The sequence below is a fragment of the Hahella sp. KA22 genome (assembly GCF_004135205.1).
In the GTDB taxonomy this organism is placed as follows: Bacteria; Pseudomonadota; Gammaproteobacteria; order Pseudomonadales; family Oleiphilaceae; genus Hahella.
This window is the reverse complement of sequence record NZ_CP035490.1, coordinates 608,322-629,789: the sequence shown is the minus strand read 5'-3', so window position 1 is coordinate 629,789 and position 21,468 is coordinate 608,322. Positions and strand designations below refer to the sequence as shown.

The following is a 21,468-nucleotide window of genomic DNA, read 5'->3' as shown; positions in this document are numbered from 1 at the left end:
TCTAACCAATCTTGGATACTTTGAGAAGCCGCTTAAGATCCTCCAGGATCGCCTTGCCGTCGTGCTTCTCTGAGTAATGCATCATGATGTTGCCCAGCGGGTCCATCAATAGCATATCGTACGGTTGCAATTGAATATTGTGCTTGTCCAACTTTGCGCGCAGCCCATCCATATCGGCGCTGGAAAAAGGCGCCGACAGCATATGGGGATAGTCGTTCAATGCTTGTTGCAGCGCCGCGTCGCCGGTTCCCGCCAGCAACGCCCGGCCCACGCGATCCGCTTCTTTTCCCAGCGCGACATTGATCTGACGGGACAGGTATAACGCCTGCAAACAGCGCTCACTGCAGGCGTCTCCAGCGACGGTGACCATCAGCCATTGCCGTTTGCCGTCAGCCTGGGTGATTTCATCCAGCCGCGCTTCCGGCAGACTCACGCCGATCTCTGTGGCGTCCAGAGGAGGAATGATCAAGTCGCCATAATTGGTGGTGCCGGACGGAATGCCAATACGACCGAAATACATCACCATCGCCGCAATAAGGGGGGTCGCAGCCACCAGGATAATGCCCCAGAGTTTGAGTCGCCCACGGGACGGGGGCGCGTTTTCAACCATGGCCAGTTGTTCCAATGTCTGTCTCTCCTGCTGCTTGTAATTGCTTATCTTCGCCGTCGCCGCGACGCCATTTCCAAATCGTCAGCGCTACCAGCGCCAACGCCATGGCGAACCATTGCACGGCGTAGCCATAATGTTTTTCCGGGCCCATCACCACAGGCTCCCAAACCGTCGTCAGGGCGCCGGGCTGGTCCGGGTCGAGTCGCAACACCCAGTCCGCCAACCTGCCGGGCGCACGTTCGCGCACTTCCTCCAGCTTGAGCGTCTGCACCCGATAAGGCGCGGAGCTCGACGCTTCATTCGCGCCCATGGAGTAGCTGTCCGTAAGCTGGTCCACACGTCCTTGCAACGTCAGCCGTCCCGGGGCGGGAGGAATTGTCGGCAGCACGCTCCGATCCAGATCGCCAGGTATCCAGCCCCGTTCCACCAGCACGCATGCGTCATCGCGCAGGCAGAAAGGCGTAAATACCCGATATCCGAAACGGCCTTGCCGTATCTGGTTGTCCAAAAGCCAGTCGCCTGACTCAGCGTACACGCCGGACACTAAGACGCGCGCATAACGCGGCGGCTCCTGCAGGCTGTCGTGAGACTGCGGCGCTTTGTTCTGCATGGTCTGATAGGCCTGCAGCCATTGTTCTTTTTCCTGCGCCCGCAGCAATTGCCAGCATCCCAGCCCCAGCAAAACCGGCAGCAATAACAGGCTGAACAGCAGGATTTTCCAGTTCACTCATTCCCATCCCGACACGTCGGCCAGAAGCCCGCAGACATTTTCGCCAGCGGCGTTTTTACGCGGATGCGGAGTGCGTAGTTTGTCTGCAATGTCTTTGTTATAGTGGGCGGAAAAAATAAGAGGGAACCCATGAAAATCCTTGTTTTGCTACTACTTACAGGCGCAGTCGTCAGTCTTTTTAGCGGTTTGTTTTTTCTGGTCAAGGATGACAGCACCAGTAAACGCACCGCTAAAGCGCTTACCTATCGCGTGGGCTTTTCCGTCGCCCTCATCGTCGTGCTTCTCGTCCTGATGTTTAGCGGGCATTTGCAGTTGAATCCGACGCCCCATTAATCGTTGGGACGCCGCCGGAGTCACGGCTCCGGCGAGGTCAAAAGACCCGACGCAAGCATCGGGTCGGTCATTCGACTACATGATGTAAACCAGCACAAACAGGCACACCCAAACCACATCCACGAAGTGCCAATACCAGGCGGCGGCCTCAAAACCGAAGTGCTGCTCCGCCGAGAAATGGCCTTTCATATAGCGCAGCAAAATAACGGTCAGGATAATCGCCCCGAGCGTCACGTGCATGCCGTGAAAGCCGGTCAGCATAAAGAACGTGGTGCCGTAAATGCCGGAATCCAGCGTCAGATTCAGCTCATGATAGGCTTCGATGTACTCGTAGACCTGAAAGCCCAGGAAGATCGCTCCCAGCAGAATGGTCAACGCCATCCATAACTTCACTTTGTCGCGATCATTCTTTTTGATGGCGTGATGAGCAAAGGTGATGGTGACGCTGGAAGTCAACAGTAACACTGTGTTGAGCAGCGGAATGCTCCAGGGATTGATGACCGCTTCCGGCCCAGGGAACACCTTCGGATCAGGATTATGAAGCAAGGGCCAGGAGCCCTCGAAATTTGACCACAGCAAGGTGTTCATAGAGCCTTCGCCTTCGCCGGCCAACCAGGGCACGGCCAGGAAGCGCACATAGAACAACGCGCCGAAGAAAGCGGAGAAAAACATCACTTCGCTGAAGATAAACCAGGACATGCCCCAGCGGAACGAACGATCCATCTGTGCGTTGTACAATCCAGCCATGCTTTCCTTGGCTACATTGCCGAACCAGCCGAACAGCATGTACACCATTACTGCAAAGCCGATGCTGAACATCCACCAACCGGTGCTGGTGTCGCCGCCGCTTTTGTTCACCATCACCGTCGCCAGACCGGACAGGGTCAGAAACAATCCCACCGTCGCGATAATGGGCCACTTACTCTGTTCCGGTACGTAATAACTTTGTTGCGTCGCCATAGGTCCTCCTGTGGCAGTTATTTTGTTCTTGTTATCTCAATACCCGCGTGCGCGCCTACTTCACAGTAGGCGGCTCAGTGAAGCTGTGGTAGGGGGCCGGAGACGGCAACGTCCATTCCAGTCCGTCCGCGCCTTCCCAGACCTGAGCGGTGGCTTTCTTACCGCCCCGGATGCATTTGATAACAATAAACAGGAACAGCAGTTGTGTGGTTCCGAAAACGAACGCGCCAACGCTGGATATCTGGTTAAAGTCGGCGAACTGCAGAGCATAGTCAGGAATCCGCCGCGGCATGCCGGCGAGCCCCACGAAGTGCATCGGGAAGAAGGTCACATTCAAGCCGATGAACGACATCCAGAAGTGCACTTTGCCCAGTGATTCGTCGTACATATTGCCGCACCATTTCGGCAGCCAGTAATAGGTGGCGGCGAAGATAGAGAAGATCGCGCCCGGCACCAGCACGTAGTGGAAATGCGCCACCACGAAATAGGTGTCGTGATACTGGAAGTCCGCCGGCGCGATGGCCAGCATCAAACCGGAGAAGCCGCCGATGGTGAACAGAATCACGAAGGCCACCGCGAACAACATCGGGGTTTCAAAGGTCAGCGAGCCGCGGAACATGGTGCTGACCCAGTTGAACACTTTCACCCCTGTAGGCACGGCGATCAACATGGTGGCGTACATGAAGAACAGTTCTCCGGCCAGCGGTATGCCGACGGTGAACATGTGGTGCGCCCATACCACGAATGACAGGATCGCAATCGACGCCGTGGCGTACACCATGGAGGGATAACCGAACAGCGGTTTGCGACTGAAAGTGGGAATGATCTGCGACGCCACGCCGAAGGCGGGCAGGATCATGATGTACACTTCCGGATGACCGAAGAACCAGAACACATGCTGGAACAAGACTGGATCGCCGCCGCCTTCCGCTTTAAAGAAGCTGGTGCCGAAGTTAATGTCCATCAACATCATGGTGACGGCGCCCGCCAATACCGGCATAACCGCTATCAGCAGGAAGGCGGTGATCAGCCAGGTCCACACGAACAGGGGCATTTTCATCAAGGTCATGCCCGGCGCCCGCATATTCAGAATGGTGGCGATAACGTTAATAGCCCCCATGATGGAGGAGATTCCCATCATGTGCACCGCGAAGATGAAATAGTTCACGCTCGCCGGCGCGTAGGTGGTGGAGAGGGGCGCATAGAAAGTCCAACCGAAGTTAGGACCGCCGCCTTCCATCAACAGGGTGGATAACAACATGGCGAAAGCGAATGGAAGAATCCAGAAGCTCCAGTTGTTCATTCTGGGCAGCGCCATATCCGGCGCCCCGACCATCATGGGAATCAGCCAGTTGGCGAGCCCCACGAAGGCGGGCATGACCGCCCCGAACACCATGATCAGACCATGCATGGTGGTCATCTGATTGAAAAATTCCGGATGGACGATCTGCATGCCTGGTTCGAACAATTCCGCCCGAATCACCAGGGCCATGGTGCCCCCGATGAGAAACATGGCGAAACTGAACCACAGGTACATGGTGCCAATGTCTTTATGGTTGGTGGTGAAGAGCCACCGCTTGAAGCCTTTAGCCGGACCGTGATGGTGATGCGCGTCAGCGCCTAGTACCGCACTCATGGTCAAACTCCTCTTAAATTGGTTGTGTGTCGCTGAGAACTACTTGTTCTTTAACTCTGCAACTTGTTGCGGAGTAATCATGTCGCCCATATTGTTGCCCCAAGCATTACGCTCGTAGGTAACGATAGCGGCGATATCGACTTCACTCAGCTGCGCTCCGAACGCCTGCATGGCGGTGCCTGACACCCCGTGCAATACAATTTCGGCGTGCTTCTCTACCGGGCCTTTGACTATGCCGCTGCCAGCAAGAGCAGGGAATGTCGGCGGCAGACCGGCGCCGTTGGCCTGATGGCACACTGCGCAATTGGACGCGTAGGATTTCTCTCCGCGTGCAACCAATTCTTCCATCGTCCATTGTTTGTTCTTCAACTCGTATTCCTGACGAGCCAGTTCCTGTTTGGCCAGGAGCCATTCCTGATACTCTTCCTCAGGCACGGCTTTCACCACGACGGGCATAAAGCCATGATCCTTGCCGCACAGCTCCGCGCACTGTCCGCGATAAATACCGGGCTCCTTGATAACGGTCCAGGCTTCGCGAACGTAGCCGGGAATGGCGTCGCGCTTGACCGCAAGACTGGGCACCCACCAGGAGTGGATGACGTCGGCGGAGGTGACCAGAAAACGAATCTTCTTGTTTATCGGCAACACTAAAGGCTCGTCCACTTCCAACAGGTAGTGTTCGCCTTTATCGTCGCGATTGTAGATTTGGTCCTGGGAGGTCGCCAGATTACTGAAGAAGTTGACGTCCTGATTCAGGTACTCGTATCGCCATTTCCATTGGTAACCGGTGATCTTGATATCCATATCCGCTTCACTGGCGTCATACATTTTGACCAGAGTGCCGGTCGCGGTATGGCCATGCCAATGAGAATAAGGAAGGGAATAACAGTCCAGATAATCTCGACTGTCGTACTTTCATGGAACTGGGCGGGTTTCGCCCCTTTACTTTTGCGGTGATTGAAGATCGACCAGAACATTACTCCAAACACCACTATCCCTATGATCACGCAGATCCAGAAAATAGTCATGTGGAGGCTGTATACTGACTGACTCACTTCAGTCACCCCGGGAGTCATGTTCAATTCCCAGGCGGCCGAAGCGGACGCAGATACAAACGGAACGGGCGAAGCCACCGCTATTGCGCGTCTTCGTGACATCATATTATTGTGTCTCCACAGCTTAGTTTTTATTGTTACTGCCGGACACTTCCTGCAAGACGGCCCGCCTACAGCGGTCCGTCGACTACGTTTGTAGGAAGTCAAATGCAAGGTACAGCGCCAGTATAGACAAACTTGGATCGGGCTGGCAATTGTTCAGTCATGGTTTAGGTAAAAAAGCTATCCAGCTGATTTCATGCACAAATCTGGTCACTTTCAGTGATCTGACTGTCACATCTTCAGGAGTTTCATGAGCAATCCCCCGGCAACGCTTCACTTGCGTTTGTGGGCCCTCGCCTGGCCGTTAATTCTGAGCAATATCACCACGCCGTTGCTGGGTCTGGTGGACGCCGCCGTACTGGGACACCTGGATTCTCCGGTCTATCTCGGCGCCGTGGCGCTGGCGGGCAATCTGTTCACATTTCTGTTCTGGGCGTTCGGATTTCTGCGCATGGGCGCCACCGGGCTGGCGGCGCAGTCCTGGGGCGCAGGCGATCAGGAAAGGTTGATCCGTGAGTTTTTGCGGGCGGCCGCCATCGCGCTCGGCATCGGGTTATTTATGATCCTCAATCGCGCCTGGATATTGCCTCTGGGACTGGAGTGGATGCAGGCCACCGGCGACATTTGGACGCAAGCCCACAACTATGCGGAAATTCGCATCTTCAGCGCGCCGGCTGTGCTGATTCAATACTGTGTCGTGGGCTGGCTGATAGGCTGCCAACGCACCCGCAGCGCCTTGATTCTTGCGGTCAGCGCCAACATCGTGAATATCGCGCTGGACCTGCTGTTCGTGGTCGGCTTCGGCATGCGCGCCGATGGCGTAGCCTGGGCGTCGCTCATCGCAGAGTATTACAGTCTGGTTCTGGGGCTCTATTTCGTCGTTCGCGGCGATGCAGGAAATTTTCTTGTGCAGTTGCGCAACCCTGAGCTGTGGGCGCGCAGCGCCTTCGCCAAGCTGCTCAAACTCAATGGCGACCTTTTCATTCGCACGATCCTGCTGCTGTTCACCTTCGCTTTCTTCACCGCGCAAGGGGCCCAGCTGGGAACCAACGTTCTGGCCGCCAATGCCGTATTGCTGACTTTTCTGATGATCATCTCCAACGCCCTGGACGGTTTCGCCAATGGCGTAGAAGCTCTGTGTGGAGAAGCCGTAGGCAAGCGCGATCAGGCCATGCTGCGCCGCACCGCCAGAGTAGGCGGCGTCTGGTCGCTGGTGACCGCACTGCTGCTGACCTTGGCTTTCTGGCTGGGAGGCGACTGGCTGATCAACCGCCTCACCGACCTGGAGGTCATCCGCACTGAAGCGAGCCGCTATCTGATCTGGCTGATTCTGTGTCCCCTGATCGGCGTGTGGAGTTACCTGTTCGACGGCGTTTTTGTCGGCGCTACCCAAGGCAAGGCGATGCGGGATACAATTATCGTCGCCACCCTGCTGGTGTTTCTACCCAGCTGGTGGCTCACTCAGGGTTGGGGCAATCACGGACTCTGGTTCTCACTCTGCCTGTTTCTGGCGGCGAGGGGCGCCTATCAAGGATGGCTGTACAAAACATTTTGTCAGCATGAAAAGTGGTTCATTACAAATTAGTATTACGCACTTTGCTATCCCTTGACTACACTGAAGTCATGCGTCTGGATTGAAACAATTTTTTATAGTTGTCACTTAGGGAAATCGTTATAGATGAGCCTCGCTGCAGTATACGAGATCATCAATCAGGCTAAGGCCGCAGAGCTTAAAACTCAAAATTACGCCAAGTGGCTTCGCCAGCAACTGGATTCTCTGCACCGAGTCATTGAACTGAACGGATCACAGCCGGTTGAAGACCTCATTCATTTCGTCGTCGATTACATCGAACTCGCTCCGCGCTTAGTGGAGTGTGTCGCGCATTGCGCCGCAGCGAGTCAGACGGAAAAGCTGTTCGCGCCCTTCATCGAAAAATCCATCCATTATTTCGCGCATCCATCCGTCCTGGTGCTGCGCCATACCGGTTTGGACTGCCTGTTGATCATGGCCTATCAAAGCCATCGTTTGGTGGAGGAGGTTTACGAAAACAACCGCAGTCTGCGCAATAGCCCAATCTGCGATCTACAGGCCACTCAGGCCAATCTGTTGGCCCATCATCTGATCGGCGAACCCTTCGCCAATGAGCTGGATCAAGCCACCCATCTGACGGTGCGCCAGATGGTCAGCTTACCCGACTTCTACCATTTGGATCTGTCGCCCTTTCTGGCGAAGACCAACACAAAACGCTGGCGTCCTCTGAACGAGGACTGGCTGAACCTGTTGGACAAGCATCACATTCGCATGAGCTTTCAGCCCCGTTGCTGACAGGTTTTCAACAACAAGGCGTGAGGCTCACATCGTCGTTATTGCTCTTTCTTGGGACGGGGATAGAACTTGATCGTCTGCACTTGCGCCTCCGCCTGTTTCGGGCGGGTGACGCGGGTTTGCAGCTCCGCCGGACCGTCAGCTTCGCGCAGTTTTTCAAAGAAACCACAAGCAACGCATTCACGCACTTGCCGTTGATCTTCGTCAGCGTAGCTGACGATCTTGTCCATCTCTCCGCAACGGGGACACACCGCCCCCGCGATAAAACGCTTCACCATATGCACTACCAGGTATATACGATTGCTGAATGTCAACAAGGCCCGCAGCGCTGGCCTTGTTAGTTCTCTCAGGCGGCGATGCCGCTCTGACGCAACAATGCCTCCACTTCCGGCGGACGCCCACGGAATTCAATGAATAAATCCATCGGCTCGCGGCTGCCGCCTTTTTCCAAAATCGAATGCAGGAAGCGTCGGCCCGTTTCTGGATCGAACACGCCATTTTCCTCAAACAAGGAGAACGCATCCGCCGCCAGCACTTCCGCCCATTTATAGCTGTAATAGCCAGCGGCGTATCCGCCAGCAAAAATGTGGCTGAAGCTGTGCTGGAAACGATTGAAAGCGGGCGGTTTGATCACTGCGACCTTATCCCGCACTTCGTCCAGCACCTGCTGGACCGCGAAATCCGCCGATCCGTCGTATTCATGATGCAGACGGAAATCAAACAAAGCGAACTCAAGCTGGCGCACCATCAGCATGCCGGACTGGAAGTTTTTCGCCGCCAGCATTTTTTCCAGTAATTCTTTCGGCAGCGGCTCGCCGCTTTGGTAATGACCGGAAATCAGCGCCAGGGCTTCTTCCTCCCAGCACCAGTTTTCCAGGAACTGACTGGGTAATTCCACCGCGTCCCAGGGCACGCCATTGATGCCGGATACATCATTGCAATCCACAGTGGTCAGCATGTGATGCAGAGCATGGCCGAATTCGTGGAACAGCGTGGTGACTTCATCATGCGTCAGCAGGGCGGGATGCTCTTCCGTCGCTGGCGCAAAGTTACAAGTAATGAACGCCACGGGTTTCTGCACAGAGCCGTCGTCCAAACGACGACGTACGGCGTAATCCGCCATCCAGGCGCCGCCGCGCTTGTTCTCCCGCGCGAACAAATCCATATAGATAGAGGCGATTTCTTCGCCATCGCGGCGCACTTTGAAGTAGCGCACGTCTGAGTGATAGCTATCAAATTCCGCGACTTCATCGAGGGTGACGCCGAACAGACGCTGCACCACGGCGAACATGCCATTGATCACTTTAGAAGCGGGGAAATAAGGCTTCAGCTCTTCCTGGGACACGGAATAACGGTGACGGCGCAGTTTCTCTGAATAAAAACTGACATCCCAGGATTGTAGTTCCGTCCGCCCCTGTTCTTTAGCGAACGCTTGCAGCTCTGCAAACTCCTGGCGCGCCACCGCTACGGACTTCTCCGCCAGTTCATTCAGGAAGCCCAGCACCTCATCCGGCGTACGCGCCATTTTAGTAGCCAGGGAGTATTCGGCATAGGAGTTAAAGCCCAGCAGACGTGACTTCTCCAGTCGCAGCGCCAGGATCTCCTGCATCACTTCCGAATTGTCCCAGCGACCGGCGTAGGGCCCTTGTTCAGAGGCGCGGGTATTATAGGCCTCGTACATTTCCTGACGTAATTCGCGATTTTCGCAGTAGGTCATCACCGCGTAGAAGCTGGGGAAATCCAGCGTCAGCACATAGCCTTCTTTGTCACGGGACTTGGCCGCCTGACGCGCGCCGGCCAATGCGGAGTCGGGCATGCCTTTGAGCAGATCGACCTCCGTCACATGTTTGATCCAGGCTTGAGTGGCGTCCAGCACGTTGTCACTGAACTTGCTGCCCAGCTCCGCCAGACGCTGCGAAATTTCCATGTAGCGCGCTTTCTTGTCTTCCGGCAGATCCACGCCGGCCAGATGAAAATCGCGCAGGGTATTGTCGATGGATTTACGCTGCGCTTCGCTGAGCGAACTAAATTCATCAGATTCTTTAATGCCATGATAAGCGTCGTACAGCGCCTTGTTCTGACCGATTTCCGTACCGTAGCGGGACAGCTCGGGGATACAGGCGTTGTAAGCCTCGCGCAGCGTTTCGCTGTTGAGCACGCTGTTCAAATGGCTGACTGGGGACCACACATGGTTCAGCTTGTCCGACATGTTATCCATTTGCTGCGCCAGATTGTCCCAATTGAAGCTGGGCTGAGCCGCCAGATCGGCGATGCGCTGTCTGTTTTCGGCAAGTAATTTGTCCATCGCCTCTTTGACATGTTCGGCGCGAATCTGTGAGAACGGGGGTAACGCCGTATCGGCGAGCAATGGATTGGTCATTGAAATATTCCTGAATTGACGAGTCTTCCGGGGTTGCTGATCGCAACGCCCCCGAGCAAACAAAATGTGGGCGTGCGGGGCCGCTTTCAAGTAATGCGCCGCTGAATCCTGCTTTAGAATAGTCCGATCAATGCTAAAGTAACAATCCGCCATTCGGGGCCTTGAACCCGTCTACGGCGCTTCAGATTTTTGATGCTTGGAGTCCAACCATGCCTGTGCGCACTTATCAGGGAACCACCCCGACGCAGGGAGAGCGCGTCTTTATCGACCCCACCGCCGTCGTCATCGGCGACGTGCACCTGGGAGACGACTGTTCCGTCTGGCCAACTGTCGTGATACGCGGCGACATGCACCGCATCCGCATCGGCGCGCGCACCAGCGTGCAGGATGGATCGGTGCTGCATATCACCCATGCCGGACCTTTCAACCCCGACGGCTATCCACTGACGATCGGTGAGGACGTCACCATTGGCCACAAGGCTATCTTGCATGGCTGCACGCTTGAGAACCGCATCCTTGTCGGCATGGGCGCCATCATCATGGACGGAGCCCATGTAGAGAGTGATGTGGTGATCGCCGCCGGTACGCTTGTGCCTCCCGGCAAACGCCTGGAAAGCGGTTACTTATACGTTGGCGCGCCAGCAAAACAAGCGCGTCCGCTTAGTGACAAGGAAAAAAAATTTTTCCAGTACACCGCCGCCAATTACGTCAAATTGAAAGACCAGCATTTGCAGGAAAACTGGGATGAGTAGCCGCATTTCAGGGGCGCAATGGAAATTGACGTAAATCAGAATAAGATTTTTTTGTTATCAGGGCGCCCCTTGAAAACATTTTTAACGCCATTATTTCTATTATCACGATACGCAGCGTAACCGGGGCAAGACGTCACCCCAATCAGCAGTTTCAGGTGTAAATGATTACAGAGGGCCTGTCGCATCAGGCCAACCGATTTGTACTTAAACTCTTTTTGGAGATAGAACTATGGCGATTACCCGTTGGAACCCGTTTTCTGAATTCGAAGATATTCTCGACCGTTATAACCGCTCTTTGCAGGGTCAGGCGCGCACCAGCGAAAACGGCAAAGAAGTGATCCGCAAGGCCGACTGGGCCCCTGCCGTGGACATCACGGAAACCAAAGAAGCGTTCTTGATCAAGGCTGAGTTGCCTGGCGTGGATAAAAGTCACGTCAAGGTGGCCGTCCACGAGGGCGTACTGTCCATTCAGGGCGAGCGCATGCTGGAGAAGGAAGAAGGCGACAAGAAGCATCATCGCGTAGAACGCTTTTACGGAAACTTCGCACGGTCCTTCACGCTGCCGGATAATGTGGATGAAAACAATATTCGCGCAGAGTACCGGGACGGCATCCTCACCTTGCATCTGAACAAGGTGGAGAAGGCCCAGCCGAAAGCGATCGAGATCAACGTACAGTAAGTCGAACGGCTTACTGTCACCGCAAACCATCTGGGGCGACGCATAGTTCGCCCCTTATTTTTAATCCTGTTTTTTACAGCTCAGCCGCTTTTTTACCACCGGCGTCACGCAGGATTTGCGCATATTCCGCGCCACGAGCGTGCTCATCAACGCGATCCAGCATGGTTTCGCCCTCTGGACTCAACGCATTGATATTGCGGCCAGCTTCCGCGAAATAGGCCACGAAACGCGCGTAATCGCGGGCCAGCATGTATTCATAAGCCTGGCGCAAAACATGATAATCGGGATCGGACTCATCCCGTGGTTGCAGCTCTAAAAAGCCCTGAACCCGTTCATCGCTCCATTCCTCATCCACTACCTTCGGTTGTGAAGGACCGCTCATATCGTATTCACCTGTCTATCATAGTTATTTACCGGGCCGCACATTCTACCCCGATCCAGCGCGGATAATGAAGGTTGTAAGCGCTTAGCTCATGCGGCATTCGGCGTTTTCGATATGAATTTCCACCCGTCGGTTTTGCGCCCGATGCTCATCAGTGTCATTAGGAACCAGGGGACGGGTCTCCGCCTGCCCGATGGCGCTCACACGGCTGGCGTTGAGACGTCCATCCAGCACCAGTCGATGCACCACGCTTACCGCTCTGGCCGCCGACAAATCCCAGTTGGAGCGAAATCTCGCTGACTCGATAGGACGATCATCCGTATGCCCCGTCACCAGAATGTCTCCTTTGCAATCGGCCAGCACGTCGGTGACTTTCATCAGCACCGGCAGCATGTATAACTTCAACTCCTCACTGCCGGAGGCAAAGGTGGCGCGCTCGGTAAAGCTGAGCACCACCCCCTGGTCGTCAAACTTGATGTCCACCGCCTGATCTTCTATTTCATTCTCCAGCAAGCTAATCATGCGCGAGGCAAGGCGGTCGTTCTCCATATAGGCCGCCTCGCTCACCACCTCCTGGCTTAAATCCAGGCTGGGCTCTACGTTGGATTGCGGCGCCGGTTGCTCCGCGTCGCCCTTATCGCGGATCACCGGCTCCATCGGCACGGTAGGCGTAATATCGCCTCCCAGAGGATACATATCCGGCGCGCCCTGAGACGAAGGAACCCAGGCCACGCCAAAGGCCTTACTCATGGAGTAGGCGATGGCGCGGTATTTCTCCGCATCCAGACTGGAAAAGCTCAACAGCAGAATGAAAAAGGTCAGCAGCAACGTCATCAGATCGGCGAAGGTAACAATCCACACCGGCGCGCCGACTGGCAGCAAACCACCGGATTGCTTGCGCGGCTTGATCATGTCTCTTCCTGTGCGGACGCCGACTCATGAATGTCTTCCATAGCGTCCAGTTCAGGCAGATAAGACGCCAACACGTCTTTGATAATGCGGGGATTCAGCCCTTTCACCATACTCAGAATACCGCTGATCACGATCATACGGTTACGGACTTCATCCTGGGTTTTTAGCTGCAGCTTGTCCGCCAGGGGCAGGACAATAATCTGGGCGATAAACGCGCCGTAAAACGTGGTGAGCAAAGCGATCGCCATAGCAGGTCCGATGGAAGAGGGGTCCTGCATGTTATTCAGCATCTGCACCAGTCCCACCAGGGTGCCCAGCATGCCCAACGCCGGCGCCGACTCACCCAGACCGCGAAACACCTTTTCCGCTGTCTGCAGGCGCTCGACAAACTGGTGGGTGTCCTCGAGCAGGACTTCTTCTATGAATTCCGGGGGATGACCGTCAACGGCGAGGCCGACGGCTTTGCGTAGAAACGGATGGGTTATTTCAACCCGATCCAATCCCAGCAGTCCCTGCTTGCGCACAACGTCCGCCAGTTGCCGCGCTTCGCGATACAGGTCCCATGGGTCCTGGGTTTTCTCAAGAAAAGTGGTGGAGAAGGCAAGCCTCACGCTACCGAAAAAGTTACGCCAGCGGTACTTCACCAAAGTGACGGCGAAAGAGCCGAAGACCACTATCATCAACCCGGGAACATTGACGAAATCCCAAAGCCCGGAGCCGGAAGCCACGGCTCCCAGCACCACGCCCATTCCGAACAAAAGCCCCACCCAGGTGAGTATATCCATGTTGACCGTCCATACTTCACGATGCCCAAGTAACTGGCCAGGATTCGCCCAAAGCGACCCTAAGCGCTTAAAATCATTAGCTTAAGCATAGTCAAAGTTGGCGGTGGCGCTAATCTCCCTGTCTTAGCGCAGCCAGCACCGGAACGGTATCCGGACGCACGCCGCGCCACAGATAAAAAGCCGCCGCCGCCTGCTCCACTAACATGCCGAGCCCATCGCAGCATTGTCCTGCGCCGCGCGCTTTGGCCCAGGCGACGAATGCCGTGTCGCGCAGGCTGTACATCATGTCGTAGGTAAAGGTGTGAGACGCAATGACTGCGTCTGGAAGAGGAGGAATATCCCCCGCCAGGCTCGCAGACGTCCCGTTAATGACCACATCAAACGGGCCTTGCAAATCCGCAAACGCACAAGCGCTGACCGACCCATTGCGGCCAAAGACGCGCGCCAGATCTTCCGCCTTGGAAACAGTGCGATTGGCGACCACGATAGAGGCGGGACCTTCATCCAACAACGGCGCCATAACGCCTTTCACCGCTCCGCCGGCGCCGACCAGCAAAATCTTCTTACCGCTTAACGCAACGCTCTGATTGATGCAGATATCGCGCACCAGGCCTTCGCCGTCAGTATTGTCACCGAACAGACGCCCGTCCCGTTGCAACAAGGTATTGACGGCGCCGGCAAGCTCAGCCCGGTGCGAGCGCTCACTGACGATATTCCATGCCTGCTCCTTGAATGGAACCGTAACATTCAGACCTTTACCGCCGCCGATAAAAAATGCCTCCACCGTCTCTCTAAAGCTGTCCAGGGGAGCCTGAATCGCCGTGTATTCCAAACTCTCGCCGGTCTGCTGCGCGAACATCCCGTGGATTTTGGGAGACTTGCTATGGCTGACCGGATTGCCGACCACCGCGTACATATCCATGCTATACCTGCCTTTATTTGCGCTGATTAAGTTTTGGCGTTGCGGGATTACACCCAGTCCCTGTGCTTTAAATAATACTCGGTCAGGCGGGCTTCATCCGAGCCCGGTTCCGGCGTCCAGGCATATTCCCAGCGCACCAGCGGAGGCAGAGACATCAGGATGGACTCGGTTCTGCCGCCGGACTGTAGACCAAACAACGTGCCCCGATCATAAACCAGGTTGAACTCGACATAACGACCGCGTCGATAAAGCTGGAATGAGCGCTCCCGCTCACCATAAACCGCATCTTTGCGGCGCTCTACAATGGGTAGATAGGCGGGCAGGTAGCTGTTCCCCACTGCGCGCATAAAGTCAAACGAACGCTCAAATCCCCAGGCGTTGAGGTCATCGAAAAACAGTCCGCCGACACCGCGGGCTTCATCACGATGCTTCAAATAGAAGTAGTCGTCACACCACTTTTTGTATTTGAGGTAAGTCTCCGCACCGAAGGGCTCGCATGCCTGCGCCGCCGTGCGATGCCAATGGGCGCAATCTTCATCAAAGCCGTAATAAGGCGTCAGATCGTAACCGCCGCCGAACCACCATACGGGATCTTCGCCCTCTTTTTCAGCGACAAAAAAGCGTACGTTGGCGTGAGAAGTCGGCGCATAAGGATTACGCGGATGCACCACCAGTGAGACGCCCATAGCCTGAAAACTGCGCCCCGCCAATTCCGGACGGGCGGCGCTGGCGGAGGCGGGCAGGCGCGCGCCACTGACATGAGAGAAATTGACGCCGGCTTTCTCAAACACGCCGCCTTCGCTAAGCACCCGTGTGCGTCCACCGCCGCCTTCCTCTCTTTTCCAGGCGTCCTCGACGAATCCCTCGCCACCGTCAATGGCGGCTAACCCATTGCAGATCTCGTCCTGCAATCCCAGAAGATAGTCTTTAACCTGCGTAATCTGTTGCTGCATGAAGTCGCCTTTATTGTCTGAGAATGGCGCCGGTGGCGGCGTCGCGGATTTGACTGGGTTTATTCAGTCCGCTCAGCTTGCCGGGCAGATAGTGATCGACGCCGGATTTAAAATAACAACGGCAATCGAAAAGAGTGCGGGCCGGCTCCCTCGTCGCAGGATTGGCGGAAGTGGAAACGACAGGTCCGCCAAACGCCTTGGTCAGTTCCGCCACCAGGGGATGCGCCGTCACTCGAATAGCGATGGCGTCGTGGGCGCCGCGCACCAAGGGCGCATAGATACCGGGGTCAGGGACAACCCAGGTAACCGGTCCGGGCCAGGTCGCCAGCATCTGATCTTGCTGTTGCTGCGGCAATCGGTCTAACAGCTGGGAAAAATGGTCAATCTGGCCTGACACCAGAATCAAGCCTTTGCGCCATGGCCGGCGTTTAAGCTGCAGGATGCGATTCACCGCGTCTTCACAAGAAGGATCACAACCCAGACCCCATACCGCTTCAGTGGGATAAGCGAGCACGCCGCCGCGACTGAGAACGGACACCGCTTTCTGAATAAACCATGCTGACAAGTTTTGCCCCTCCAGATACCAATCTGGCGCAAAGTAACCGAAGGCGACCGTTGGGGCAAGCTCTAAGGGTGTCTGAAGGGATGGATAGCTAACGGGCGTTGCGAATGAAGCCTCCCGCGACTTCCTGCACCCAGCCTTCCAGCTCCAGTTCGATTAATACGCTTCTGATTTCCGCGATAGACAAGCCTGTCCGCTCCACCAATGCGTCCGGGGGCGTACAATCATAACCCATCCCGTTAAGCACCACTTCCGCTTGCTCAGACAAGGGCGCCAGAGACGCCGGCTCAGGCTGACTCTGTTGCCCTGGGAATTCTTCCGCAGCGAACACAGTAGTCCATGGCTCATTTAGAGAGCGGTACAGTCCCATCAACGCAGGCAATTCGGCGAGTATGTCGTCGGTGCATTCAACCAGCTTCGCACCCTGTTTGATCAGGTGATGACAGCCACGCGCCTGTGGATTATGGATAGACCCGGGTATGGCGAAGACTTCCCGGTGTTGCTCCAGGGCATTGCGCGCCGTAATCAACGAGCCGCTGCGCAAACTGGCCTCCACCACCAGCGTCCCCAGCGATAAGCCGCTGATAATGCGATTCCGCTTAGGAAAATGCTGCGACCTGGGTTGAGTATCCGGGGGAAACTCACTGACCAGCAAACCATTTTCCATCATTTTTTGGGCAAGGTCGCGATGCTTGGCGGGATAGATGACATTCAAGCCCGATCCCAGCACCCCTATTGTCGATCCCAATGTTCCTAATGCGCCGACATGAGCGGAGCCATCTATACCCGCAGCCAGGCCACTGGTGATAGTGAAACCACTTTCTCCTAAAGAACGGGCGAACTGACGCGCCGTTTCCTGACCATGCACACTTGGGTTGCGAGAACCCACCATGGCGATCTGCGGTTGATGAATCAGCTCATTCCGGCCTCGTGCGTACAACACCGCAGGAGGATCAGGCAATAAACGCAGCAGACTGGGGTAATCGGTATCAGGTAACAAAAACAGCCGATTCCACATCTGCTCACTCCATCTCAAAATGCTCGCCACCTGAGCATTAATGGCACGGTCGCCATATGCAATCACTCTCTCTATGGCGCGCCACAGTTCAGTGGAAAATGACAGGTTGGAAGAGACGCCTAATTGAAAATCGTCAGTCTGCGACGACTCTTCAAAATGTTGGGCAAGCAGGGCAAGGCGACTATCGCCCAAAGAAGGAACTGTAGTGAGGTTTAACCAGACAATAGGAGTAAGAGTAGACATTGGATCATCCTTGATCGGCTGAGACGCCGAGAACTACGACGCCTCAGAACATTAACAAACTATGGATTACGAACTTCGTCCATTATAGCAAGCGGACGCTCGGCTTTTAAGATTAACCCATAGCTGACTTTTTCAAATGTGCGGAACACCATTAATAAGCCTGCGCGGTCAGAAGGCAGTAGGAGGACTTCTTTAGTATAGGGATCACGCACTTGTTCACCTGCTTTGTACACGGCAAGAACATTCCCTACTTTCAAACCCTCACGCTCGCCTTTGTTGATCACTACTACATCGTACTGACCAATCTGACTCACCCCATCAATAACCGAAATCATCTTGCCATGAATATCGCCCTCAGGATTGCTGGGGTAGAAGGTGGAATTAATTTCGCGGTCTTCCTCCTGCAACAGACGGTCGCCTTGACGAATCTCTTCGTTAGAGCGGCGAATCTGTACTGTCTGCACGTCGTCTTGTTGAGCAACCACTTTACCAACAGCAATTGAACGCGCCTGGATACCTAAAAACTCTTTAGTATCGGGATCAACATAAGCCTCATCGCGGCGATAAATGCCATAAGACACCTCCAATAAGGCATCCCCCCTGGCGTAAACTTGGTCGCCAGCACCTACAATTAGATTTCCTTTTTTACCCAACAGCACGTAAGGCGCATTGTTTAGTTCATCTTCAGTCACCACACGACTGTCAGTAAGAAAAGGATTAATGGCTTCAAGCGGAATAGCCGGAATGGCGCTTTCCAGCGGCGTAATGCGTTTTTTCGGGGACAGTTTCACAGTACGACCGATATCGCCACGCTGCGCAATGGTGACATGAGGTTTGCCGTCGATATACACCAAGGCCAACACGTCGCCGGGGAAAATCAAATGGGGGTTTTCTATTTGTGGATTAACATGCCAGATCTCCGGCCAATACCAGGGATTCCGCAAAAAGCGCGAAGATATATCCCACAAAGTATCACCTTTGACGACGGTGTAGCGATCTGGATGGTCGTCGCGTAGCTCAGGCGCGGCCAGCGCAAACTGGCTCAACGTTAGCATCACTACGAACACAAAGGACAGCAGTTTCCTCATGATACATTCCCTTAGGTCATAACCGGGCAGTTTGGGATGAAATCAGGCTATAATGACGATTAGCCTATTCAATTTTGTTTAGTTTGTACTCATTCTTACACTAATAGATAATACTAGCAGGCGTTATCCAATCTGTAATGGAAATTTTTTCACAAATTTAATTATGAGTAAGCTCCAAATTCTTGAATTTCCTGACCCTAGGCTGCGTACAGTAGCCAAGCCCGTACAAACCTTTGACGCGGCTTTGGGTCAGTTAATCGACGACATGTTTGAGACTATGTACGAGGCCCCCGGCATCGGACTGGCCGCCACCCAGGTGGACATCCACAAACGCATCGTAGTGATTGATGTGTCCGAGGACAAATCCGAGCCGATGGTGTTTATCAACCCCGACATCGAAGTACTGGACGGCGATCCCGAAGAAATGCAGGAGGGATGCTTATCCGTCCCGGGTTTCTACGAGTCGGTCACACGGATTCCCCACGTTAAGATCCGAGCACAGGATCGTAACGGCGAATCCTACGAGATGGAAGCCCGCGGCCTGCTCGCGGTATGCCTCCAGCATGAGGTTGATCATCTCAACGGTAAACTGTACGTCGACTACCTGAGTAATGTTAAACGGACTCGAATCCGGAAGAAACTGGAAAAGCAGCATAAAATGCGCGCATAAGTCCACATTTCCGAAAGATTTTTTAACCGCCCACCATGGCGGTTTTTGTTTTTAAGGCCTGAAACTTCATGTCATCACCCCTGAAAGTCATTTTCGCCGGCACTCCAGACTTCGCTGCTTCCGCACTGCAAGCGCTGCTGGACGCCAACTATCAGATCGTCGCCGTATACACTCAACCTGACCGACCTGCCGGTCGTGGCAACAAGCTTCTCCCCGGCCCAGTGAAACAGCTTGCGCTAAAACACGATATTCCAGTGGAGCAGCCGTTGAACTTCAAAAACGACGAAGACCGTCAACGTCTAAGCGACTATGATGCGGATGTGATGGTCGTAGCCGCCTATGGCATCATCCTGCCCCAAGCGGTGCTGGACGCTCCCAAACACGGCTGCCTCAACATCCATGCCTCGCTGTTGCCGCGCTGGCGCGGAGCCGCGCCAATTCAGCGGGCGATTATTGCGGGAGATGAAGAATCCGGTATCACGATCATGCAAATGGAAGCGGGGCTGGATACAGGGCCGATGCTGCTCAAAACCATCACGCCAATCACTGCTGACGACACAGGCCGCACATTGCACGACCGCTTGGCGCAAATGGGTGGAGCGGCCATTGTAGAAGCGCTGTCGCTATTGCAGGAAGGCAAACTTCAGGGTGAAAGGCAACAAGACGATCTGGCCACCTATGCCCATAAGCTGCAAAAAGAAGAAGCTCGTATCGATTGGTCAGAGCCTGCTGCGCTGATTCAACGCAAAATAGCCGCCTTCAATCCCTGGCCCGTGTGTTTCACTGAAAACAACGGACAAACTATCCGCATTTGGGCGGCAAGCGCTTCTGTCGAGAGCGCCAAGGCGCAGCCGGGGACGATTCTTGAACGCACGGCGGAAGCGGTCAAAGTCGCTTGCGGCGAAGGCGTGCTATCCATCACCAGCCTGCAGCTTCCTGGCGGCAAGCCCATCAGTTGCCAGGATCTGATCAACGGCGGCAAGCCCTTGATGCAATCAGGCCAGATCCTGGAGATAAACGGCTGATATGAAGCGACGCAAAACTCTTAGCGCCCGGGCAACTGCGGCCAAAACCCTGCGCGCAGTGGCGGAAGAAGGACGTTCTCTGTCCGCCGCGATGGCGCCCGCTCTGGAACAGGTCGAAGAAAATGACCGCAGCTTTCTGCAAGCGCTGTGCTATGGCGCTTGCAGACATTATCTGACCTTGGAGCATTGGCTGGGGCAGTTATTGCGTCAGCCCATCAAGGCTAAAGAGCGGGATATTCATTTCCTGCTGCTCAGCGGTCTGCATCAATTGGCGTTTATGGATAAACCCGCTCACGTCAGTATCAATGAAACCGTTAACGTCACCAAGGAACTCAACAAGCTCTGGGCCACCAAGTTGGTCAACGGCGTACTTCGCAGTTTTCAACGCAGTAAGGACGAATTGCTGGCGCACAGCGAAACGGACCCCAGTCTCCGCTACGCGACGCCGCAGTGGCTATTGGACAAATTGGCCGCCGCCTATCCTCAACAACTTGACGAGTTGCTTACCGCCACTAACGCCCAGGCCCCGCTAACGCTACGAGTCAACTTGCAGAAAACCCGGCGGGAAGACTATCTGGAGCAGTTGCGCGAGGCGGAAGTGGAAGCCCACGCCTGCGAATGGGTAGAAACCGGCGTCCAGTGCGAACAGGCAGTGGATGTAAGCCGTCTGCCGGGGTTCTTCGACGCTGGCTTGTGCTCTGTTCAGGATGAAGCGGCGCAACTCAGCGCAGCGCTGATGGACCCTCAACCCAACGAGCGGGTGCTTGACGCCTGCTGCGCGCCGGGAGGCAAAACTGCTGCGCTACTGGAGCGCTGTTCTGACATTTTCTTGACCGCCGTAGACGTGGACCCGGAGCGCCAACTTCGCACTCGCGACACGCTACAGCGTCTGCAATTGAACGCAGAGGTGCGCACAGCGGATGTCGGCGAACTGCAACAGTGGTGGGATGGGACGCCATTCGATCGTATTCTGCTCGACGCCCCATGCAGCGCCACGGGCGTAATACGTCGTCATCCCGACATCAAACTGCTGCGCCGCAGTGAAGATATTCCCCAGCTCGCGGAGCTGCAACTGAAGCTGCTGCGAACTTTATGGACTACCCTGAAGCCTGGGGGCCTATTAGTCTATGCGACCTGTTCTATTCTTAAAGAAGAGAATGAGCATATAATTGAACGCTTTATCGCCGACGCGACGGACGCGGAGGTCTTACCGATTGAAGGGAAATATGGAATTCAGTCGTCTTTCGGAGTGCAGCTTTTGCCGGTGACCGGCGGCCATGACGGCTTTTTCTACGCCAGATTGCGGAAACAACCAACTCTGAAAGTCTCAGCTGTGGACGCTTAG

General features: G+C 55.0%; 22 protein-coding genes and 1 pseudogene. 8 read left to right on the top strand and 15 right to left on the bottom strand.

Features of this window, described 5'->3' with window-relative positions; all coding sequences use genetic code 11:
* Position 1: 1 nt before the first annotated feature.
* Positions 2-625: a hypothetical protein gene (locus EUZ85_RS02805; RefSeq protein ID WP_241566937.1), complete on the bottom strand. Its 624-nt coding sequence runs from the start codon at positions 623-625 to the stop codon at positions 2-4.
* Complete coding sequence (locus EUZ85_RS02800; protein WP_127967814.1) at positions 603-1,337, bottom strand: SURF1 family protein; 735 nt, start codon at positions 1,335-1,337, stop codon at positions 603-605. Before EUZ85_RS02800 ends, EUZ85_RS02805 begins: the two co-directional genes overlap by 23 nt.
* 132 nt (positions 1,338-1,469) lie before the next feature.
* Here EUZ85_RS02800 and EUZ85_RS02795 point away from each other — a divergent pair, with 132 nt between their 5' ends.
* Positions 1,470-1,673: a twin transmembrane helix small protein gene (locus EUZ85_RS02795; protein ID WP_164887160.1), complete on the top strand. Its 204-nt coding sequence runs from the start codon at positions 1,470-1,472 to the stop codon at positions 1,671-1,673.
* Positions 1,674-1,748: 75 nt separating this feature from the next.
* Here EUZ85_RS02795 and EUZ85_RS02790 read toward each other — a convergent pair whose 3' ends face one another.
* From EUZ85_RS02790 to coxB, 3 genes and pseudogenes are all read right to left on the bottom strand, one after another.
* A complete protein-coding gene (locus tag EUZ85_RS02790) occupies positions 1,749-2,633 on the bottom strand; it encodes a cytochrome c oxidase subunit 3 (protein ID WP_127967812.1) in 885 nt (294 codons plus the stop codon).
* A gap of 55 nt (positions 2,634-2,688) precedes the next feature.
* Entirely contained in the window at positions 2,689-4,269 is a 1,581-nt protein-coding gene (gene ctaD, locus EUZ85_RS02785; protein ID WP_127967811.1) for a cytochrome c oxidase subunit I, read from the bottom strand.
* A gap of 39 nt (positions 4,270-4,308) precedes the next feature.
* Positions 4,309-5,429, bottom strand: a pseudogene (gene coxB / locus EUZ85_RS02780) (cytochrome c oxidase subunit II).
* A gap of 247 nt (positions 5,430-5,676) precedes the next feature.
* Here coxB and EUZ85_RS02775 point away from each other — a divergent pair.
* Both EUZ85_RS02775 and EUZ85_RS02770 read left to right on the top strand, forming a co-directional pair.
* Positions 5,677-7,011 carry an MATE family efflux transporter gene (locus EUZ85_RS02775; RefSeq protein ID WP_127967809.1) on the top strand — a complete coding sequence of 445 codons (1,335 nt, stop codon included), beginning with the start codon at positions 5,677-5,679 and terminating at the stop codon, positions 7,009-7,011.
* A 93-nt stretch (positions 7,012-7,104) separates the two neighbouring features.
* On the top strand, positions 7,105-7,752 hold the full coding sequence (locus EUZ85_RS02770; protein WP_127967808.1) for a hypothetical protein: 648 nt from the start codon (positions 7,105-7,107) through the stop codon (positions 7,750-7,752).
* Between the two features lie 38 nt (positions 7,753-7,790).
* Here the strand turns inward: EUZ85_RS02770 and EUZ85_RS02765 are convergent, their stop codons facing one another.
* Together EUZ85_RS02765 and prlC are read right to left on the bottom strand one after the other, a co-directional pair.
* Positions 7,791-8,030, bottom strand: a complete 240-nt coding sequence (locus EUZ85_RS02765) for a YheV family putative zinc ribbon protein (protein WP_127967807.1) — start codon at positions 8,028-8,030, stop codon at positions 7,791-7,793.
* 68 nt (positions 8,031-8,098) lie between these two features.
* Positions 8,099-10,132, bottom strand: a complete 2,034-nt coding sequence (gene prlC / locus EUZ85_RS02760) for an oligopeptidase A (protein WP_127967806.1) — start codon at positions 10,130-10,132, stop codon at positions 8,099-8,101.
* 209 nt (positions 10,133-10,341) lie between these two features.
* Here prlC and EUZ85_RS02755 point away from each other — a divergent pair, with 209 nt between their 5' ends.
* Positions 10,342-10,884, top strand: a complete 543-nt coding sequence (locus EUZ85_RS02755; RefSeq protein ID WP_127967805.1) for a gamma carbonic anhydrase family protein — start codon at positions 10,342-10,344, stop codon at positions 10,882-10,884.
* 229 nt (positions 10,885-11,113) lie between these two features.
* A complete protein-coding gene (locus tag EUZ85_RS02750) occupies positions 11,114-11,563 on the top strand; it encodes an Hsp20/alpha crystallin family protein (RefSeq protein ID WP_127967804.1) in 450 nt (149 codons plus the stop codon).
* A 73-nt stretch (positions 11,564-11,636) separates the two neighbouring features.
* Here EUZ85_RS02750 and EUZ85_RS02745 read toward each other — a convergent pair whose 3' ends face one another.
* The 8 genes from EUZ85_RS02745 to EUZ85_RS02710 all read right to left on the bottom strand — a co-directional run bounded on the left by EUZ85_RS02745 (position 11,637) and on the right by EUZ85_RS02710 (position 18,428).
* Complete coding sequence (locus EUZ85_RS02745) at positions 11,637-11,945, bottom strand: PA4642 family protein (protein ID WP_127967803.1); 309 nt, start codon at positions 11,943-11,945, stop codon at positions 11,637-11,639.
* Positions 11,946-12,029: 84 nt separating this feature from the next.
* Positions 12,030-12,857, bottom strand: a complete 828-nt coding sequence (locus tag EUZ85_RS02740; RefSeq protein ID WP_127967802.1) for a flagellar motor protein MotB — start codon at positions 12,855-12,857, stop codon at positions 12,030-12,032.
* On the bottom strand, positions 12,854-13,642 hold the full coding sequence (locus EUZ85_RS02735) for a motility protein A (protein ID WP_127967801.1): 789 nt from the start codon (positions 13,640-13,642) through the stop codon (positions 12,854-12,856). Before EUZ85_RS02735 ends, EUZ85_RS02740 begins: the two co-directional genes overlap by 4 nt.
* 109 nt (positions 13,643-13,751) lie before the next feature.
* Positions 13,752-14,564, bottom strand: coding sequence for a shikimate dehydrogenase (aroE, locus tag EUZ85_RS02730; RefSeq protein WP_127967800.1), 813 nt, complete (start codon positions 14,562-14,564; stop codon positions 13,752-13,754).
* Between the two features lie 47 nt (positions 14,565-14,611).
* A complete protein-coding gene (gene hemF, locus EUZ85_RS02725; RefSeq protein ID WP_129498707.1) occupies positions 14,612-15,517 on the bottom strand; it encodes an oxygen-dependent coproporphyrinogen oxidase in 906 nt (301 codons plus the stop codon).
* 10 nt (positions 15,518-15,527) lie between these two features.
* Positions 15,528-16,082 (bottom strand): L-threonylcarbamoyladenylate synthase, encoded by a 555-nt coding sequence (locus EUZ85_RS02720; RefSeq protein WP_127967799.1) that lies wholly within the window; start codon positions 16,080-16,082, stop codon positions 15,528-15,530.
* 88 nt (positions 16,083-16,170) lie between these two features.
* Positions 16,171-17,340, bottom strand: a complete 1,170-nt coding sequence (gene dprA / locus EUZ85_RS02715) for a DNA-processing protein DprA (protein ID WP_127967798.1) — start codon at positions 17,338-17,340, stop codon at positions 16,171-16,173.
* A 59-nt stretch (positions 17,341-17,399) separates the two neighbouring features.
* Positions 17,400-18,428: a LysM peptidoglycan-binding domain-containing protein gene (locus EUZ85_RS02710; protein ID WP_127967797.1), complete on the bottom strand. Its 1,029-nt coding sequence runs from the start codon at positions 18,426-18,428 to the stop codon at positions 17,400-17,402.
* Between the two features lie 163 nt (positions 18,429-18,591).
* Here EUZ85_RS02710 and def point away from each other — a divergent pair, with 163 nt between their 5' ends.
* The 3 genes from def (at position 18,592) to rsmB (ending at position 21,468) form a co-directional block, all read left to right on the top strand.
* On the top strand, positions 18,592-19,098 hold the full coding sequence (gene def / locus EUZ85_RS02705) for a peptide deformylase (RefSeq protein ID WP_127967796.1): 507 nt from the start codon (positions 18,592-18,594) through the stop codon (positions 19,096-19,098).
* Positions 19,099-19,166: 68 nt separating this feature from the next.
* Complete coding sequence (gene fmt / locus EUZ85_RS02700; RefSeq protein ID WP_127967795.1) at positions 19,167-20,123, top strand: methionyl-tRNA formyltransferase; 957 nt, start codon at positions 19,167-19,169, stop codon at positions 20,121-20,123.
* 1 nt (position 20,124) lies between these two features.
* On the top strand, positions 20,125-21,468 hold the full coding sequence (rsmB, locus tag EUZ85_RS02695; protein ID WP_127967794.1) for a 16S rRNA (cytosine(967)-C(5))-methyltransferase RsmB: 1,344 nt from the start codon (positions 20,125-20,127) through the stop codon (positions 21,466-21,468).

Bases quoted from the DNA above. Each gene is read 5' to 3' on its own strand.
- EUZ85_RS02795 (WP_164887160.1), top strand. From the start codon at position 1,470: ATGAAAATCCTTGTTTTGCTACTACTTACAGGCGCAGTCGTCAGTCTT.
- EUZ85_RS02790 (WP_127967812.1), bottom strand. From the start codon at position 2,633: ATGGCGACGCAACAAAGTTATTACGTACCGGAACAGAGTAAGTGGCCC.
- ctaD (WP_127967811.1), bottom strand. From the start codon at position 4,269: ATGAGTGCGGTACTAGGCGCTGACGCGCATCACCATCACGGTCCGGCT.
- EUZ85_RS02775 (WP_127967809.1), top strand. From the start codon at position 5,677: ATGAGCAATCCCCCGGCAACGCTTCACTTGCGTTTGTGGGCCCTCGCC.
- EUZ85_RS02770 (WP_127967808.1), top strand. From the start codon at position 7,105: ATGAGCCTCGCTGCAGTATACGAGATCATCAATCAGGCTAAGGCCGCA.
- EUZ85_RS02765 (WP_127967807.1), bottom strand. From the start codon at position 8,030: ATGGTGAAGCGTTTTATCGCGGGGGCGGTGTGTCCCCGTTGCGGAGAG.
- prlC (WP_127967806.1), bottom strand. From the start codon at position 10,132: ATGACCAATCCATTGCTCGCCGATACGGCGTTACCCCCGTTCTCACAG.
- EUZ85_RS02755 (WP_127967805.1), top strand. From the start codon at position 10,342: ATGCCTGTGCGCACTTATCAGGGAACCACCCCGACGCAGGGAGAGCGC.
- EUZ85_RS02750 (WP_127967804.1), top strand. From the start codon at position 11,114: ATGGCGATTACCCGTTGGAACCCGTTTTCTGAATTCGAAGATATTCTC.
- EUZ85_RS02745 (WP_127967803.1), bottom strand. From the start codon at position 11,945: ATGAGCGGTCCTTCACAACCGAAGGTAGTGGATGAGGAATGGAGCGAT.
- EUZ85_RS02740 (WP_127967802.1), bottom strand. From the start codon at position 12,857: ATGATCAAGCCGCGCAAGCAATCCGGTGGTTTGCTGCCAGTCGGCGCG.
- EUZ85_RS02735 (WP_127967801.1), bottom strand. From the start codon at position 13,642: ATGGATATACTCACCTGGGTGGGGCTTTTGTTCGGAATGGGCGTGGTG.
- aroE (WP_127967800.1), bottom strand. From the start codon at position 14,564: ATGGATATGTACGCGGTGGTCGGCAATCCGGTCAGCCATAGCAAGTCT.
- hemF (WP_129498707.1), bottom strand. From the start codon at position 15,517: ATGCAGCAACAGATTACGCAGGTTAAAGACTATCTTCTGGGATTGCAG.
- dprA (WP_127967798.1), bottom strand. From the start codon at position 17,340: ATGTCTACTCTTACTCCTATTGTCTGGTTAAACCTCACTACAGTTCCT.
- EUZ85_RS02710 (WP_127967797.1), bottom strand. From the start codon at position 18,428: ATGAGGAAACTGCTGTCCTTTGTGTTCGTAGTGATGCTAACGTTGAGC.
- def (WP_127967796.1), top strand. From the start codon at position 18,592: ATGAGTAAGCTCCAAATTCTTGAATTTCCTGACCCTAGGCTGCGTACA.
- fmt (WP_127967795.1), top strand. From the start codon at position 19,167: ATGTCATCACCCCTGAAAGTCATTTTCGCCGGCACTCCAGACTTCGCT.
- rsmB (WP_127967794.1), top strand. From the start codon at position 20,125: ATGAAGCGACGCAAAACTCTTAGCGCCCGGGCAACTGCGGCCAAAACC.